The organism is Porphyromonas sp. oral taxon 278 str. W7784, assembly GCF_000467855.2.
In the GTDB taxonomy this organism is placed as follows: domain Bacteria; phylum Bacteroidota; class Bacteroidia; order Bacteroidales; family Porphyromonadaceae; genus Porphyromonas.
On sequence record NZ_KI259221.1, the window covers coordinates 249,606 to 265,730 of the forward strand.

At 56.9% G+C, this 16,125-nt stretch carries 14 protein-coding genes; 9 read left to right on the forward strand and 5 right to left on the reverse strand.

The genetic code is table 11. The features are described from left to right. The first annotated feature begins 23 nt into the window (after positions 1–23). The 3 genes from HMPREF1556_RS01015 to dnaG all read left to right on the forward strand — a co-directional run bounded on the left by HMPREF1556_RS01015 (position 24) and on the right by dnaG (position 3,547). Positions 24–392, forward strand: a complete 369-nt coding sequence (locus HMPREF1556_RS01015) for a hypothetical protein (RefSeq protein ID WP_021666314.1) — start codon at positions 24–26, stop codon at positions 390–392. 266 nt (positions 393–658) lie between these two features. Continuing rightward, positions 659–1,405: a 3-deoxy-manno-octulosonate cytidylyltransferase gene (gene kdsB / locus HMPREF1556_RS01020; protein ID WP_021666316.1), complete on the forward strand. Its 747-nt coding sequence runs from the start codon at positions 659–661 to the stop codon at positions 1,403–1,405. A 12-nt stretch (positions 1,406–1,417) separates the two neighbouring features. Continuing rightward, on the forward strand, positions 1,418–3,547 hold the full coding sequence (dnaG, locus tag HMPREF1556_RS01025) for a DNA primase (protein WP_021666317.1): 2,130 nt from the start codon (positions 1,418–1,420) through the stop codon (positions 3,545–3,547). Positions 3,548–3,570: 23 nt separating this feature from the next. Here dnaG and priA read toward each other — a convergent pair whose 3' ends face one another. From priA to HMPREF1556_RS01045, 4 genes are read right to left on the reverse strand one after another with little or no spacing between them, the layout of a single operon-like run. Further along, positions 3,571–6,069, reverse strand: a complete 2,499-nt coding sequence (gene priA / locus HMPREF1556_RS01030) for a primosomal protein N' (protein ID WP_021666318.1) — start codon at positions 6,067–6,069, stop codon at positions 3,571–3,573. Beyond that, entirely contained in the window at positions 6,057–7,103 is a 1,047-nt protein-coding gene (locus tag HMPREF1556_RS01035) for an aminotransferase class I/II-fold pyridoxal phosphate-dependent enzyme (protein WP_021666319.1), read from the reverse strand. The genes priA and HMPREF1556_RS01035 overlap by 13 nt, the downstream gene beginning before the upstream one ends. Beyond that, positions 7,100–8,599 carry a cobyric acid synthase gene (locus HMPREF1556_RS01040; RefSeq protein WP_021666320.1) on the reverse strand — a complete coding sequence of 500 codons (1,500 nt, stop codon included), beginning with the start codon at positions 8,597–8,599 and terminating at the stop codon, positions 7,100–7,102. Before HMPREF1556_RS01040 ends, HMPREF1556_RS01035 begins: the two co-directional genes overlap by 4 nt. Beyond that, positions 8,592–9,176: a cob(I)yrinic acid a,c-diamide adenosyltransferase gene (locus tag HMPREF1556_RS01045; protein ID WP_021666321.1), complete on the reverse strand. Its 585-nt coding sequence runs from the start codon at positions 9,174–9,176 to the stop codon at positions 8,592–8,594. Before HMPREF1556_RS01045 ends, HMPREF1556_RS01040 begins: the two co-directional genes overlap by 8 nt. Positions 9,177–9,690: 514 nt before the next feature. Here HMPREF1556_RS01045 and HMPREF1556_RS01050 point away from each other — a divergent pair. The 3 genes from HMPREF1556_RS01050 to HMPREF1556_RS01060 are packed head-to-tail and all read left to right on the forward strand — an operon-like array spanning position 9,691 to position 12,819. After that, positions 9,691–9,954 carry a DUF4492 domain-containing protein gene (locus HMPREF1556_RS01050; protein ID WP_021666322.1) on the forward strand — a complete coding sequence of 88 codons (264 nt, stop codon included), beginning with the start codon at positions 9,691–9,693 and terminating at the stop codon, positions 9,952–9,954. A gap of 55 nt (positions 9,955–10,009) precedes the next feature. Then, positions 10,010–11,590 carry a cytochrome ubiquinol oxidase subunit I gene (locus HMPREF1556_RS01055; protein WP_021666323.1) on the forward strand — a complete coding sequence of 527 codons (1,581 nt, stop codon included), beginning with the start codon at positions 10,010–10,012 and terminating at the stop codon, positions 11,588–11,590. 44 nt (positions 11,591–11,634) lie between these two features. After that, a complete protein-coding gene (locus tag HMPREF1556_RS01060; RefSeq protein WP_021666324.1) occupies positions 11,635–12,819 on the forward strand; it encodes a cytochrome d ubiquinol oxidase subunit II in 1,185 nt (394 codons plus the stop codon). Positions 12,820–12,928: 109 nt separating this feature from the next. Here HMPREF1556_RS01060 and ribD read toward each other — a convergent pair whose 3' ends face one another. Beyond that, on the reverse strand, positions 12,929–13,933 hold the full coding sequence (ribD, locus tag HMPREF1556_RS01065; protein ID WP_021666325.1) for a bifunctional diaminohydroxyphosphoribosylaminopyrimidine deaminase/5-amino-6-(5-phosphoribosylamino)uracil reductase RibD: 1,005 nt from the start codon (positions 13,931–13,933) through the stop codon (positions 12,929–12,931). Positions 13,934–13,957: 24 nt separating this feature from the next. Between ribD and HMPREF1556_RS01070 the strand changes: the two genes are divergently transcribed. From HMPREF1556_RS01070 to HMPREF1556_RS01080, 3 genes are read left to right on the forward strand one after another with little or no spacing between them, the layout of a single operon-like run. Further along, positions 13,958–14,854, forward strand: coding sequence for a HemK/PrmC family methyltransferase (locus HMPREF1556_RS01070; RefSeq protein ID WP_083476358.1), 897 nt, complete (start codon positions 13,958–13,960; stop codon positions 14,852–14,854). Between the two features lie 8 nt (positions 14,855–14,862). Continuing rightward, complete coding sequence (locus HMPREF1556_RS01075; RefSeq protein ID WP_021666327.1) at positions 14,863–15,366, forward strand: regulatory protein RecX; 504 nt, start codon at positions 14,863–14,865, stop codon at positions 15,364–15,366. Continuing rightward, the gene (locus HMPREF1556_RS01080; protein ID WP_021666328.1) at positions 15,347–16,066 is read left to right on the forward strand and encodes a ComF family protein; all 720 of its coding nucleotides are present in this window, start codon (positions 15,347–15,349) and stop codon (positions 16,064–16,066) included. Before HMPREF1556_RS01075 ends, HMPREF1556_RS01080 begins: the two co-directional genes overlap by 20 nt. Positions 16,067–16,125 lie beyond the last annotated feature (59 nt).

Here is a 16,125-nt window from a genome sequence, read left to right on the forward strand (position 1 = left end):
TACTAATTAAACTAAAGAACTAGATGAAATCCGTTGAGAAGATTCAAGAGTTCCATGCCCCTGCTGAGATCAAGCACTCTGTCATAGCTGTAAAGATAGATCGTGCGATTTCTGAGGGAAAGGACGTTTACGAAGCTGCTAGAAAGGCATGGAAACTATCCCTGAGTAGAGCTAACCAGACGTCCTATTTACTGGCTGTACAATGCGGAGTTATCACGGGGGTATTTATAGGGAAATGGGGACCTTCAGATGAAGTACCTGGGAGACTAGAATTCGTGGGTAAGGAAGCTTCCCAAGAGGTACAAGATAATTATCTTTGGAAGAGATTACCAGAATATTACTATCGTAAGGGTACCCGAAATCCAGTGAGGTATCTTAGCCCTAGTAAGTAGGTAGAGATAATACCTAATAGAATAAGAGCTATCGAGGTCATCCGATGGAGCTAGGAGCTTCCATCGGATGACCTCGTTCTTTGGGAATAGTAGGTGCTCTTGTCCTTTGAGAGCAGTAAAGGTAGGAGGAGAAGCGTGGGGTACCTTGCATAGCGATCTAGGGAGATGGGGGCATCCTTAACTAGCTTCGCCTTCCCTCTAGAATCATAGAATCTCGTACCTTTGCCAAGGAATTTCAATCACATCAACCCTTACTCATCCTCGCTATGCGCGTCATCACGATCATCCCCGCTCGCTATGCTTCTACTCGTTTCCCAGGTAAGCCCCTCGTAGATATCGGAGGTAAGCCTATGATCATCCGTGTCGTGGAGCGAGCCCTCGAAGTGACTACCGACGTGGTGGTCGCTACTGATGACGAGCGTATCCTCTCCGTTGTGAAGGAGCATGGCTACCAAGCAGTGATGACTTCGCCCGATCACCATTCGGGCACGGAGCGTTGTCTCGAAGCCTACGAGCTCTTGGGTAAGGAGGCCGATATCCTGATCAACCTTCAAGGGGATGAGCCCTTCATCGCAGACGAACAGATACGCCTTCTGATCTCAGCCTTTGAGACCCAAGGAGACGACGAAGCCGTAGACATCGCTACCCTTGCCCAGCCCTTCCCATCGACGACGACCAACGAGGAGCTAGCCAACCCCAATGCCGTGAAGCTAGTTCGTAGCTCCGTCTCGGGTAATGCCCGTTACTTCAGTAGGTCTGTCATCCCCTATCTCCGAGGGTGTGAAGGGCCTTGGGCACGCCAGCACCAATACCTCAAGCACATCGGTCTCTATGCCTTCCGCACAAAGATCCTCCCCCAGATACAGAGCCTTAGCCCCTCGCCACTAGAGCAGGGTGAGAGCCTCGAGCAACTACGCTGGCTCGATGCCGGCCTACGCATACGGGTCATGCTCTCGGATCACGCTACCATCGGCATCGACACCCCCGAAGACCTCCAGCGCATCCCGCTCTAGCCCTTCCCTCCCTTGATCGATCAGCAGACACGACAGCGGATCCTTGACTCCGCTCAGATCCTAGATGTAGTCAGTGACTTCATCAGCTTACGCCGCCAAGGGGTAAGCTATGTCGGCTTGTGCCCCTTCCACAGCGATCGCAACCCCTCCTTCTACGTCAACCCTGCGAAGAATATCTGCAAGTGCTTCTCCTGCGGGGAAGGGGGTACTCCACTCAACTTCATCATGAAGCATGAGCAGCTCTCCTATACCGAGGCGCTCAAATACTTAGCAAAGAAGTACAACATCGAGGTCGTCGAACGAGAGGAGACCGAGGAAGAGAAGCAGCGCAATAACGAGCGAGAGAGCCTCTTCGTCGTCAATGACTTTGCGGCGAAGTTCTTCCAGAAGCAACTGACCGACACCGAAGAAGGGCGATCGGTCGGGATCGCCTATTTTAGGGAGCGTGGGATACGCCCTGAGACCATCGAGAAGTTCGGGCTTGGCTATTCACCAGAGAGCAAGACGGCATTCACCCAAGCGGCACTGCAGGCGGGCTATCCCATGCGTCGTCTCTCCGAAGTGGGGCTTACCATTGAGTACGAAGACCGCCCAGGAGTAGGTATCGACCGCTTCCGTGGACGAGTCATCTTCCCTGTACGCAATCTCAGTGGACGCTATGTCGCCTTCGGAGGTCGTGTGATGACGAAGTCAGCCAAGACCGCCAAGTACGTCAATTCCCCCGAGAGCCTGATCTATTCTAAGAGCCGAGAGCTATATGGTCTCTATTGGGCAAAGAGTGCTATTGCCAAGAAGGGCATGTGCTACCTCGTCGAAGGCTACACCGATGTGCTCTCCATGCATCAGGCGGGGATAGAGAATGTAGTCTCGTCCTCAGGCACGGCTCTTACCCTCGATCAGATACGACTCATCCGTCGCTTCACCTCCAGCATCACCGTCCTCTATGATGGGGATGCTGCAGGGATCAAGGCCGCTCTCCGAGGGATCGACCTTCTCCTCGAAGAAGGCTTCCGTATCAAGGTCGTCCTCCTGCCCGAAGGTGAGGACCCCGACTCCTTTGCCCGTAGTCACAGCAGTAGCGAACTGGAGGAATATCTAAAGACCCATGAGACGGACTTCATTCACTTCAAGATTGAGCTCTACCAGGAGGAGATGGAGCGAGATCCACTGCGACGTGCCGAACTGATCTCCGACATCATGCGTAGCATTGCGCTCATCCCCGACAGCATCCAGCGAGCCGTCCTTATCCAAAGCTCCTCAGCGACTCTGAGGATGGGAGAGCATCTCCTACAAGAGGAGGTGAATAAGCTTCGCCGTCGTGGTGTCAGTGCACAGGGCTTCGTAGCTCCTCAGCGAAGCTATGAGCCGAACGAACACGCCCCTCACCCTACCCCATCCATCCCCCCTCAGATAGAGGAAGTCCCCGACAAGGCAGAGGCCCTATCTGATGAAGCCTATGGATCTCTGGTAGCGAGAGAGGATAGCATCGAGCCATTCGAGCGGGAACTGATGCAGCTCCTCCTCCTCTACAGCGATCGGCAGATCATCATCCCCATGGGTATGGCTACGCCAGAGTACGAGGGCGAGAAGTTCCCCAATGAGGATAGCTACTTCACGCTACACTCCTTCATCGAGCGAGAGCTGATGCTCGTCGGGGCTGAAGCTATGTATTCGCCCCTCTTCGGTCGCTTCATGCAGGAGCTCTCTTCGATGACGGAGGGAGAAGAGGGTACGACGGTCTCGCACTTCGCTAATCATCCTGAGGATCACCTTCGCAAGGTCACTACCGATCTGGTGAGTGAGAGCGAACTGCTGGAGTACCGCCCTGACCAAGACCTCCTACCCAGCTACCTCACGACTGCCTCGGCTACGGCCTCCGCTGCCCCCTCCGAAGAAGAGGCTCGGGAGGAGGAAGAGAGGAAGGAAGCAAGGTATCTGGGGTCAGTAGCTCTAAGAGCTTGTAATAGCTACAAGATGGCGCTCCTAGTGCGTCTCATTCAGGATATACACACGGAGATCAAGCAGGCACAGCGTTCGGGGGATCATGCTACGATCCTAGAGCGTATGGCCGAGATCAATAGACTCAACGCTGAGAAGCGTAGACTCTCCGACTTGCTAGGCGAACGTACCATCGTCGGCTAGCCTCCCCTTCCCCCTACTTACTCTTATAGCGGATCTACATCATAGTAGATCTGTAGGCGTGTGCTCTCCGGTACGGATAGGCGTAGCTGATGGACTGCGGATACGAAGGCCTCTCGCTCCTCCCTATACGACTGTCGGAAGGGACGGCGGATGACGATCTGTCTCAGATAGTAGCCTTCGATACGCCCTACGTGCGGTGTCTGTGGGTCTGTCACTCGCTCTCCGGGAAGGAGGGCTTGTAGGTAGCGAGCGAGCACAAGCGAAGCTGAGGAGAGCAGGCGCTCATCCTTCCCCCGTAGCCAGAGATGTGTCAGACGGGTGAAGGGCGGGAATGAAGTCGCCTCCCGCTCCGCTAGGATCTCCGACATGAAGGCATCATAGTCCCCCTCACGGAGTGCCTTCACGAAAGGAGTCTCTGGATCATTGGTCTGCAGAAGGAAGGTCGGGAGGCTCTCCTTCGTCCCTCGGGTACGTAGCCTCAGCTGATGAAGGAGCTGATAGGCTCGCTCCTGCGATCGGAAGTCAGGGACACCCAGCACAGCATCCAGCTGGACGACAGCGATGAGTCCCAGATCCTCCCATATAGGCTGATTGCGGATCAGTTGGGTACCGAGGAGGATCTCAGCGGAGCCTGATTCGATCCGCTCCAGTAACTCTAGTTGCTTCTTCCTCGAGGCAAGGGTATCGCTGTCGATACGTAGCACCTCGAGGCTCGGCAGTTGCTCTCCTAGCTCCTCCTCCACCCGCTCGATCCCATAGCCTACCTGTCTTAGGGCGGGCTTCATCCCCTGCTTCGTCGTGACCTCGGTAGCACCGCAGTGTGGGCATGCCTCGGGTAGTGGCTCTACGTGCCCGCAGTAGTGACAGAGCAGAGCCTGCCGTGAGCGATGGTAGGTAAGGCTCACATCACAGTTGGGGCAGAGGATACGCTGCTGGCAAGCGTCACAGTGGACATAGGGGGCATAGCCTCTACGATTCTGCAGGAGGAGGACCTTCTTCCCTCGGGCGACGGTATCCTTGATACGCTCGATGAGGTAAGGGGTGAGCGTATGTTGCCACGCCACCTCACGAAGGGAGCGGAGGCGCCTGAGATGAATGGTCTCTATCGAGGGGAGAAGCCCATCCTCAGGGCTAGGTGAAGCAGTCTGAGGCCGAAGGAGATGATACTTCCCTCTCAGGGCATGGAAGAGCACCTCTGCCGAAGGGGTCAAGGAGGCAAGAAGTACCTGAGCACCCGCCTCATGGGCTCGCCATAGAGCGACATCCCGAGCGTGGTAGCGAGGGGCAAGGAGCTGTTGCTTGTAGAGGTACTCCTGCTCCTCGTCGATGATGACGAGCCTGAGGCGAGGTAGTGGCAGATAGATCGCCGAGCGTGTCCCCACGACGAGGGCAGGGCTCGTCAGTTCACTCAGGCGCATATAGGTCTCTACCCGCACGGCCTCACTGATGAGGCTATGATAGGGGTAGTAGCATCCAGGGGCTAATGCTGCCAGTCGCTGGAGGAAGCTGAAGGCCGAAGGGACAGAGTGCACCGAGGGGGTGAGGTAGAGGACCTGCCCACCCTCGGCGAGTGTACGGGCGATCTGCGCTAGGATGTATGCTTCCTTAGCGCTAGCCTCCTCGGCATAGTAGAGCGTGACGGGATGAGTCAGAGGGGCAACCTCGGGTAGTTCCTGTAGTTCGGGCTCTAGGGTATGCTCCCCGAGGCGACTCTGGGGGGCTTCGATCTGCTCGAGTATTCCCTTAGCGATGAGGCTCCTCAGTGGGGCGTCGCCCTGAGGGAGGGTGTCGAGGAGCATCGAGCGATGAAGGCTTCCCTCGAGGGTCTGCCCTGTCCGCTCAAGCCCCTGGATGAAGGCGGTGAGGAGCTCCTCCTGTCGGGGGGCTCTCCCGAGGGTATCGAAGACCGAGGCAAGCGCCTCGTCGTCCCTCCGATAGCTCTCCGCAAGACGGAGGTAGCGAGCGACCTTGGGGCGATAGCGAGGCTGTAGCTGTTCGTCGGGGAGGACCGCCCCTAGGGAGATGAGACGGAGGAGGGGGCGGGTAAGCCGTCGACCGAGGAGATGCTCCAGACGCTCGGTAGAGACGGCCTTACCCCGCTGTGCCGTGAGGTGATCCAGGATCGAGAGTTCTATCTCCGAGAGGGGCTCCGTAGCCTCGAACTCGGGATTTATGAGGAGCATCGTCTTGCTCTCTGGTAGGAGCCCAGAGGGCAGGGCGTCGCGGAGGACCGAGCCGATAGGACAGCAGTAGTAGTAGGCCATCCACTGCCAGAGGCGGAGGGTCTCGGTGGAGAGGATAGGTCGAGCATCTAGGATCTGCTCCACCTGCTTGTAGCTTCCTCCTTCTTCGTCCTCCCATAGCGAGAAGACCATCCCCGTATAGTAGCGCTTCCCGCCGAAGGGTATGACGACACGACAGCCCACCCCGAAGTCTGGAGCTTCTCGAAGGAGCTCTTCGGGGACGAGGTAGCTAAAGAGTCCCTCTAGGGCTAAGGGGATGATGACCTCTACTCGAAGCATGGGAGCGTAGTCGATGAGGAGATGTCGGTAAGTGCCTCTATGAGGAGGTCGTTCTCCTCGGGGCGCTGGGTAGCTATACGGATCGTGGGCTCGGAGTAGCCGAAGTTCGTCGCATCACGCACCAGGAGCCCATAGCGCCGAGCTAGGAGCGTCTTGAGTGCCCCTCCACTAGGGATACTCGGATGGTCGCAGTGCACGAGGAAGAAGTGCGTCTCTGTGGGGCAAGGTCTGAAGTGCGGGAGCCGATCGATGGCCTGCCACAGGCGTCGACACTCAGAGAAGAGAAGCCCCTTATCAAGGAGGTCTGGGAAGCCCTGCTTCACGATCCACTCACCGGCAGCGATGGCAAGCGAAGAGACCGACCAAGGGGGGGCATAGGCGCTTAGCTCCCGGATCACTTCCCGACGAGCTAGGACGTAGCCGAGGCGAAGCCCTGGCATCGCATAGCGCTTGGTCAGAGAGGCCACGAAGATCACATTGGGGAAGAGCTCCAGCGTCTCCCGTGGATCGGGGAGCTCTGCCTCGGTGAAGTAGCTGTAGGAGCTATCGATGACGAAGTAGATGTTCGGATAGCTCCGCCAGAGTTGCTGGAGTTCGGTGAGGGGATAGACCTCGCCCGTAGGGTTATTGGGAGAGCAGAGCCAGTAGAGTCCTAGGCGCTGATGGTCCTGGGGGTCAAGCTCCGTGAGCTGACACTGCTCCTCGGCAAAGAGCGCCCCCGCATCTCGGTACTCGCTGAAGGTAGGGCGAGGCCCATAGTAGTGCGTCCCCGAGCGGTAGGTCTGTGCCAGGAGGTAGATCGCCTCTGTAGCTCCACTTGTCACGAGGATCTCCTCCTCGGAGAGTCGATGGTGCGAGGCGAGTGCCCGAGCTAGGGACGAGGCCGTAGGGTCAGGGTACGAACCGATGCAGTCGATCTGCTCCCTGAGGTACGCACGGAGGTCGTCTGCCGAGGTCAGGCTCGTCACATTGGAGCTGAAGTTCGCCTTGATCCCCTCATAGTGATGAAGGTCGTCTCCGTGTCCGTTCCTCATACACTCATGATCTGATAGATACGCTCCAGGTCGACGTGCTCACGGAGGTGGTCAGCCAGACGATCGTATTGCTCCTGCTTGAAGGCTTCGTAGTCCCAGCCCGCTCCCGAGTCTTGGATGCGGTCAGCGAAGGGGCGAAGCAGATAGTCCACGAAGACCGCATTGTCTAGGATACCATGTAGGTAGGTACCCATGCAGTGGGTACCCGCCAGATAGCCCTCCTCACGGCCATCGGCCATACGCACGAGGGGCGAGGGGTCGAAGCCCTCGACGACCCGACTCTGCCCCATGTGGATCTCGTAACCCGTGCAGGGCGTGGGATCATCGAGGAGGGTGAAGCTGGCCTGTGTCGTGACCTTCTCGGCTGCCATCTCGGTCGTGATGGGCAGGAGCCCTAGGCCGGGAAGGCGCTGGAGCTCACCCTCGACACCCTGGGGATCGATGACCTCCTGCCCGAGGATCTGATAGCCCCCACAGATACCGAGGATGGTCTTCCCCGCCCGATGAGCACGGACGATCGCCTGAGCCACGCCATTGCGTCGTAGCTCGTAGAGGTCGGAGAGGGTACTCTTGCTCCCTGGGACGATGATGATGTCTGCACTCTGGAGCTCCTCGACATTGTTGGTATAGAAGAGGTGGATACGCTCATCCTGCTCCAGACGGGCGAAGTCAGTGTAGTTGGAGATGTAGCGTAGGAGGACGACGGCGATATTCACCTTGCCCTGCTGGGAGGAGAAGGCACGGCGAGAGAGCGCTACCGAATCTTCCTCCTCGATATGTACGTCCGTGAGGTAGGGGACGACCCCGAGGACGGGTACTCCACAGAGCTCCTCGAGGAGCTTGCGTCCCTCGTCAAAGAGTCGGAGATCGCCTCTGAACTTATTGATGATCACCCCTGCGATGAGGCTACGGTACTCAGGCTTCTGTAGCATCACCGAGCCGTAGACCGAGGCGAAGACTCCTCCACGATCGATGTCAGCCACGAGGATGACCCGAGCACCGGCATAGGCTGCCATCGGCATATTGACGATGTCCGAATCCTGGAGGTTAAGTTCGGAGATACTCCCCGCCCCCTCTAGGACGATGGGGCTGTAGCGAGCCCTGAGACGGTCGAAGGCGGCGTGCACCTCCCCTCGGAGTTCACCCCGCCCGACGGTACGGAAGTACTGGTAGGCATCCTTATTGCCTATGGGGCGACCATGCAGGATCACCTGAGAGGTCTTATCTGAGCTTGGCTTCAAGAGGACGGGGTTCATATCCGTATGGCAGGGTATCCCTGCGGCCTCGGCCTGCACAGCCTGGGCACGTCCGAGCTCAAGGCCCTCCTCGGTGACGAAGGAATTGAGGGCCATGTTCTGCGCCTTGAATGGAGCAGGTCGATAGCCGTCCTGTAGGAAGATACGGCAGAAGCCTGCCGTGAGGATACTCTTGCCTACGTCGCTCCCCGTACCGACGAACATCAGCGGGGCGAGCTCTCTATGCTTCGTGCTACTCATCTTCCTTCTTACGCTTACGCTTGTAGCTGAAGGCTTGCCAGCGCTCCTCGGGCCAGCCCTGCTGGTTCATCTCCCACTTAGCGGAGACGAAGAGCCAGTCGCTCATGCGATTGACCCAGGGGATCAAGCCCTCGGGCAGGGGGTCAAGGCGGTCCAGCGTCCAGAGGCGTCGCTCAGCACGGCGGGCGACGGTGCGTGCCAGCTGGATCTCTGCCGAGAGAGGCGTCCCTCCGGGGAGGATGAAGAAGCCATTCTCGGGGATCTCCTTCATCAGGCGGGCTGTCTCAGCCTCCAGATCCTCGACCCACGATAGCTCGAAGTGATTAGGGTTCTCCTCCCTCCGCTCACTGCGTGTAGCGATGAGGCTCATGGCCTGCATGATACGCATCTGCACTTCTCCGAAGAATCGGTGCCTCGGGTCGTCCATAGCGAGGTGGGAGCGGATGAGTCCTAGATGAGCGTTCAGCTCATCCATCGTACCGTTGGCCTCGATACGTATATCATCTTTGGGGACACGTTCGCCACCGAAAATACCTGTGGTACCCCGATCCCCGGTCTTGGTCATTATTCTTGCCATGCTGTATTTTAGAGAGTTCAGGCTCTAGAGCCTAAACAAAAATAAGTCAATTTCCACGGATAGCCTTTGCCCTGACTCCCCTTCCACTTACTGAGCATCTAGTGAGTGCTCCCTCCACGAGGCATCCCTCCCCTCCTCTACCTACGCATTCATGGGGTCCTCTGGTGACCCATGCATGGGGTACCGAAGCGACCCATGAATGGGTCCCTCGAGGGAGGCATGAATGGCTACCCTAGGGAGAGCATGAGCAAACGAGGAGGCGAGGAATAACACCTCTGTAGTGAAACTTATCCTAAGAGGATAATACAGCCCTAAAGCTAGGAAATCAGTAGGATCAACAAGCAGTGAATAAATCTCATAAATCATACCATAGACAAAACCTATTGACATAAAAGGGGTAACTTCCCTGTTATCCTGCCAAAAATCCGCTTATAGTCCCTAGTTTATTCCTATCTTTGCGCCTGACAGATAAATACAGTAGTAACGCTCCAACTCACATAACCTCATCGACCTCATGCCGACTGAGACACCTCGACCAAATCCTTTCGTGCGTGCCTATCGCTTCTACCGAGATGGCTTCCGTGGCCTCACACCTACGAGTAAGAAGCTCTGGCTCATCATCGCACTCAAGCTCTTCATCATGTTCGCCATCCTGAGAGTCTTCTTCTTCCCCAACCACGTGAAGCAGCAGGCTGCAGAGCAACATATCGATAAGTCGGAGTTCGTCGGAAGCGAACTCCTCGACCGCAGAGCCCCTGGGGATACGCTCCCTCGCTAAGCAGGCGCTTCACTTAGTACGGATATAATTCACAAGTATAAATAACTAGTTACACATGGATGTAGAATCATTAGTCTCTTGGTCTCGAGCGCAATTTGCGCTGACGGCCATGTATCACTGGCTCTTCGTCCCGCTGACCCTAGGTCTCGGCGTCATCATGTCGCTGGCGGAGACGAAGTACTATCGTAGCGGTGACGAGTTCTGGAAGAAGTCGGCCCAGTTCTGGCAGAAGCTCTTCGGGATCAACTTCGCCATCGGGGTCGCCACTGGGATTATCCTCGAATTCCAGTTCGGTACCAACTGGTCGAACTACAGCTGGTTCGTCGGCGATATCTTCGGCGCACCTCTGGCCATCGAAGGGATCCTCGCCTTCTTCATGGAGTCGACCTTCATCGCTGTGATGTTCTTCGGATGGGGCAAGGTCAGCAAGGGCTTCCACTTAGCCTCCTCGTGGCTCACGATCATCGGGGCGACGATCTCAGCGGTATGGATCCTCATCGCTAACGCTTGGATGCAGAATCCTCAGGGGATGATCTTTAACCCTGAGACGATGCGCAACGAGATGAGTGACTTCTGGGCTGTAGCCCTCTCCCCCACAGCGATCGTGAAGTTCCTTCACACGGTCACCTCGTCTTGGACGCTGGGTACCTTCTTCGCCCTCGGAGTCTGTGCCCTCTACCTCCTGCGTAAGCGCAATGTAGAGTTCGCTCGTCGCAACCTCAAGATCATCGCTCCCTTCGGTCTCGTAGCAGCTCTGCTGACGGCTATGACGGGGCACAGCTCTGCTGTCGACGTCGCTACCAACCAGCCCATGAAGCTCGCAGCCATGGAAGCTATCTACGACACGGGTAAGTGCACCGGCGAAGGCTGCACAGAGGATGGCAAGGGCGTCGGCCTCGGCGTCATCGGCCTGCTCAACCCCGACAAGCAGCTTCCCGATGATGGTAAGCCCTCTCACCTCTTCAACATCGAAGCTCCCCGCCTCCTCTCCTTCATGGTAGCAGGCACGGGTACGCACTACGTCCCAGGGATCAACAACATCCTCGAGGGGGGCTATCGTCAGCCCAATGGGCAGACCGCTCTATCGACCGAAGAGAAGATGCGTCGTGGTCGTATCGCTATCGATGCCCTCAACGCCTTCCGTGCAGCGAGCAAGGCTGGGGATAGCATCTCCGCTGAGCAGCACCGAGCTGTGCTGATGGAGCACTTCCCCTACTATGGCTATGGCTACTTCACCAGCAAGTATGAGACGGTCCCCAACGTGCCTCTGACGTACTACTCCTTCCGCATCATGGTCGGGCTCGGTGGTGCCTTCCTCCTACTCTTCCTCATCCTGACGTGGTATGCCTACAAGCGTAATGAGAAGCTCGCCTCTACTCGCTGGCTCCTTTGGGCAAGTATCATCCTCACTCCTCTGGCATGGGTAGCAAGTGAAGCTGGCTGGGTCGTCGCCGAAGTGGGTCGTCAGCCCTGGACTATCCAGAACCTCCTGCCCGTCCATGCAGCTATCTCGAAGATCGAAGCTTCGTCGGTGATGATCACCTTCGCACTCTTCTTCCTCCTCTTCACGATCATGCTCGTCGCTGAGATCAACATCATGCGCAAGGCCATCAAGCAGGGGCCAGATAAGCACTAAGCCTCCCTACGAAGTACATTTATTATCTAAGCAAACGATCAATTATGGACTACGCATTCTTCCAAGAATACTGGTGGCTCTTAGTCTCTGTCCTCGGGGCTCTTCTCGTCTTCCTACTCTTCGTCCAGGGGGGACAATCACTCTTCTTCAGCATCGGTAAGGAGCAGGTGGAGCGCAAGCTCCTCGTCAACTCCGTCGGGCGTAAGTGGGAGTTCACCTTCACGACCCTTGTGGTCTTCGGTGGGGGCTTCTTCGCCTCCTTCCCCCTCTTCTACTCGACGAGCTTCGGTGGAGCTTACTGGGTGTGGATGCTCATCCTCTTCTGCTTCATCATCCAGGCAGTCTCCTACGAGTATCAGAATAAGAATGGGAACGTGCTCGGTAGCCGTACCTACCAGATCTTCCTCTTCATCAATGGGCTCCTAGCTCCTATCCTCCTCGGGGCAGCCGTCTCGACCTTCTTCACGGGATCGACCTTCGTGGTGAACCGTGATGCCATCGCAGACCTCTCCGGAGCTAGCCAGATCATCTCTCAGTGGCTCCCCTACAAGGGTCTCCAGCTCCATGGGCTAGAGGCAGTGCTCAACATCTGGAATGTCGTCTTCGGCCTAGCCGTCTTCTTCCTCTCCCGCACGACAGCACTGCTCTTCTTCATCAACAACATCGATGATGAGACGATCTACAAGCGTTCGCGCAGTGCTCTCCCCTGGAATGCCGCTGCCTTCCTCCTACTCTTCCTCGCTTGGCTCTTCTTCCTACTGACCAAGCAGGGCTTCGGCTATGATCCTGCTCACCCTGAAGTCACCTTCCTCGTCGACTACAAGTATTGGCTCAACCTCATCGAGATGCCCGCCGTCTTCGCAGTCTTCTTCATCGGGGTGGTGCTCGTACTAGCAGGGATCCTGCTGACGCTCCTCAAGGAGGGCTTCCGCAAGGGGATCTGGCTCGAGGGGATCGGTGTAGTACTGACGGCTCTGGCTCTACTACTCATCGCCGGGTGGAACAATACCTCCTACTACCCCGCCTACAGCCCTGAGATGCCCGAGATCATCAATAACTCGCTGAACATCCGCAATAGCTCATCCAGCCCCTTCACCCTCAAGGCTATGAGCGTGGTGTCACTCCTCATCCCCTTCGTCCTGGCATATATCGTCTATGCTTGGCGTGCCCTTGACCTCCACAAGATCACGAGAAAGGAGATCCTCGACCCCAATGGTCACAACTACTAGTAGACTGAGGAGCTAACTCCTCCCTCCTACATAAAGGACTTGCCCCAAGGTCGCTGAGCCTATAGCTCGCACCTTGGGGCAAGTCCTTTATATATAGTAGGTCGATCCCCTACTCTAGATCTCTGATAGCAGGGGCAGGTACCCCCTTACCTAGAGGGCGGGGGCATACCTCGACGAGGAGCTGATCATAGAGCTGGCTCTCGAGGAAGCTCTCCAGCGTCGAAGCACCTCCCTCGACGAGGAGCGACTGCACACCCTCTCGATGTAGGAGCTCCAGCAGGGCTGAGGGCTCGATACGCTCCCCATCTAGTGCGAGGTAGCGTACCCCATCCATAGGCTCAGCTGGAGGCTCTACATCACGGAGGTGGATCACCCATGTAGGGGCAAGCTGATCCCTGAAGAGACGGAGGTCTCGAGGGAGCTGTAGACGGGGATCAAGGACGATACGTAGGGGACTTCGACCATACCATAGACGGTTCGTCAGCTGGGGATCATCCAGCAGGGCCGTCCTATAGCCTACGAGGATAGCATCGTGTCTCATGCGCTCGGCATGTACTAGACGCTGCTGCAGGGGCGAACTGAATATCTCGGGACTCTCCGACCGATCCTCACGGAGACGGTCGATGAAGCCATCTAGGCTCTGAGCCCACTTCAGAGAGACGAAGGGGCGGTGCTTCGTCTGTGTCGTGATGAACGGAGCATTGAGGCGGCGAGCTTCCCCCTCCAACACCCCGACGATGACCTCGATACCAGCATCTCTGAGGAGCTGTATCCCTCTACCCGAGACCTGAGGGAAGGGGTCTTGAGTAGCCACTACCACCCGAGGAATGCGCTCTCGGATAATGAGCTCTGCACAGGGAGGAGTCTTCCCATAGTGGGAGCATGGCTCTAGGGTGACGTAGAGAGTAGACTGGGAGAGGAGGTCACGCTCTTGTACACTGGCTACGGCCATGACCTCAGCGTGGGGCATACCACTACGATGATGATAGCCCTCACCGATGATTCGTCCCTCGTGGACGAGGATAGCTCCGACCATGGGGTTGGGAGCAGTGCACCCCATCCCCAGCGATGCTAGTTCTAAGACTCGGAGCATGTAGCGCTCATCATCTGTCATCTGTATTCGCTATATTTGTGTATGGTGGATACGATTCGATCATTCGAGCATATAGCTCAAGAGCATCTCTCGAAGCTCTATGACCTGTCGGAGAGCAGAGAGATCACTCGTCAGCTACTAGAGGAAGTCCTAGACTGCTCTAGGACGCACCTGCTTCTCCTAGACAAAGATACACTTTTATCACCTCTAGAGGCAGGGAGACTGGAGCGCATGCTCCACGAGCTCTCGGAGGGTAGTCCCCTACAGTACACCCTAGGTTATGCCCTTTTCGCAGGACAGCGCATACAGGTTGCCCCTGGGGTGCTCATCCCTCGACCAGAGACAGAGGAACTCATCGAGCTCATCCTACAGCACCCAGAGAGCCGTACCACTAGTCGCCTCCTTGACGTAGGTACAGGCAGTGGCTGTATCGCCCATGCGCTTACGGCACTCCTACCCGAGGTATCCGAGAGCTTCGCTATCGAAGTCTCTAGCGAAGCCATACCTATAGCTCAGCGGAACTTCGACACATTACGGGAGGAGACGGGACGGCTCGTCACCCTATGGAAGAAGGATCTCTTCGCCCTCGTCGAGGAGCATACACCCCCGAGCACACCCTTTGACCTCATAGTCAGCAACCCTCCCTACATCCACCCCAATGAGGCTATGGAGATGACCCCGCAAGTCCTCCTTCATGAGCCCCATCTGGCTCTCTTTGCCCCCGAGGCTTCCCCCATCGCTTACTACCTCGCTCTAGGGGCACTTATCCAGCAGGGCTACCTTAGCTCGGGAGGAAGTCTCTGGGTAGAGCTCAATCCCCTCTACGCCCATGAGACCGAAGAGGCCCTCCATAAGATCCTCGGCCGAGAGCACTGCACTACCCAGCTCATCACCGACCTCAGTGGGAAGGAGCGCTTCCTCCACCTTGTCTATCACGCCTAGCCTCTACCATGAAGCAAGAGCTCACACCTCAGGAGGCATACACACGCCTCACTACCTACTGCGCCCGTAGCGAACATTCCCCCGAAGATATCCGTAGGAAGCTCCACACTTGGGGTATCCCTATGGAGGAGGCACCCGCTATCATCAAGCGACTGGAGCGGAAAGGCTTCCTCAGCCCAGAGCGCTTTGCTCGGGCCTTCGTCCGAGACAAATACCGATTCAACGGCTGGGGTATGATCCTCATACGTGCAGAGCTCAAGCGACACAGGATCCCCTCCGACCTCATCGACCAAGCTATTGATGAGCTTACCGAGGAGGCAGGCGATGAGGCAGAGGAGCGCCTACACGCACTCCTAGCAAGTAAGCTCCGTAGCCTCCCCAAGTCCCTAGAGCGAAGGAAGGTCTGGGAGCGTCTCCTGCGCTTCGGAGCTTATCGGGGCTTTCCCTATGAGGAGGTACAGACTGTGATCCAGGAGCTCCTAGGCTCTAGCTATGATGAAGATGAGCCTTAGGACGATACTCACCTTCCTCACAGATCTCGTCTTCCCCCGTACCTGCGCTCTCTGCGGGATACGCCTAGGGCTGAGGGAGCACTGCGTCTGCCTTGAGTGCGGTCAGCTCCTACCTCGCTACGACGAACTCTTCTACCATGCCAGCGAGCGCCTTCTTGGCTCCCCCCTCTTTCGCTCGCTATCGGCACCCTTCACCTACCAGCATGGCTCAGCAGGCTACAAGCTCATCATCGCCCTCAAGTATCGGGGCTATGCCGAGGTAGCCGACTTCATCGTGCGGACGGCACTGACGGAAGGGCGACTCCAGCCCGCCTTAGGTAGTATCGACTTCATCCTACCCGTACCCATCGAGGACACTCGCCTAGAGAAGAGAGGCTACAATCAGGCGGCTCTCCTTGCTCAAGCACTCAGCACCCACTACTACCACGTACCCTGTAGGGAGGACTTCCTGCTTCGTCATAGGAAGAGCCACTCGCAGACGACCCTCCACCGAGAGGAGCGCATGGAGAACGCCCGTAAGGCCTTCTATCTAACCCCTCACCGGGAACTCCTAGACAAACTCAAGGGCAAGCGTATCCTCCTCGTCGATGATATCCTCACCACGGGATCAACGCTCCTCTCCCTCTGTGACCTCCTCGAATCCTGTGGCGTCCGTGAAGTTCATATATTCGTCTCTGCCGTAGCCCTCCCTAGGCTCTAGTAGTCTTCCGTATCGGTAAGTATGCAGGGCACTCCTAGTGTCTTGTCCTGCTCAGACGA

What these genes read in the sequence shown, in the direction of transcription:
- HMPREF1556_RS01015 (WP_021666314.1), top strand. Translation starts at nt 24, where the DNA reads ATGAAATCCGTTGAGAAGATTCAAGAGTTCCATGCCCCTGCTGAGATC.
- kdsB (WP_021666316.1), top strand. Translation starts at nt 659, where the DNA reads ATGCGCGTCATCACGATCATCCCCGCTCGCTATGCTTCTACTCGTTTC.
- priA (WP_021666318.1), bottom strand. Translation starts at nt 6,069, where the DNA reads ATGCTTCGAGTAGAGGTCATCATCCCCTTAGCCCTAGAGGGACTCTTT.
- HMPREF1556_RS01035 (WP_021666319.1), bottom strand. Translation starts at nt 7,103, where the DNA reads ATGAGGAACGGACACGGAGACGACCTTCATCACTATGAGGGGATCAAG.
- HMPREF1556_RS01040 (WP_021666320.1), bottom strand. Translation starts at nt 8,599, where the DNA reads ATGAGTAGCACGAAGCATAGAGAGCTCGCCCCGCTGATGTTCGTCGGT.
- HMPREF1556_RS01045 (WP_021666321.1), bottom strand. Translation starts at nt 9,176, where the DNA reads ATGGCAAGAATAATGACCAAGACCGGGGATCGGGGTACCACAGGTATT.
- HMPREF1556_RS01050 (WP_021666322.1), top strand. Translation starts at nt 9,691, where the DNA reads ATGCCGACTGAGACACCTCGACCAAATCCTTTCGTGCGTGCCTATCGC.
- HMPREF1556_RS01055 (WP_021666323.1), top strand. Translation starts at nt 10,010, where the DNA reads ATGGATGTAGAATCATTAGTCTCTTGGTCTCGAGCGCAATTTGCGCTG.
- HMPREF1556_RS01060 (WP_021666324.1), top strand. Translation starts at nt 11,635, where the DNA reads ATGGACTACGCATTCTTCCAAGAATACTGGTGGCTCTTAGTCTCTGTC.
- ribD (WP_021666325.1), bottom strand. Translation starts at nt 13,933, where the DNA reads ATGACAGATGATGAGCGCTACATGCTCCGAGTCTTAGAACTAGCATCG.
- HMPREF1556_RS01075 (WP_021666327.1), top strand. Translation starts at nt 14,863, where the DNA reads ATGAAGCAAGAGCTCACACCTCAGGAGGCATACACACGCCTCACTACC.
- HMPREF1556_RS01080 (WP_021666328.1), top strand. Translation starts at nt 15,347, where the DNA reads ATGATGAAGATGAGCCTTAGGACGATACTCACCTTCCTCACAGATCTC.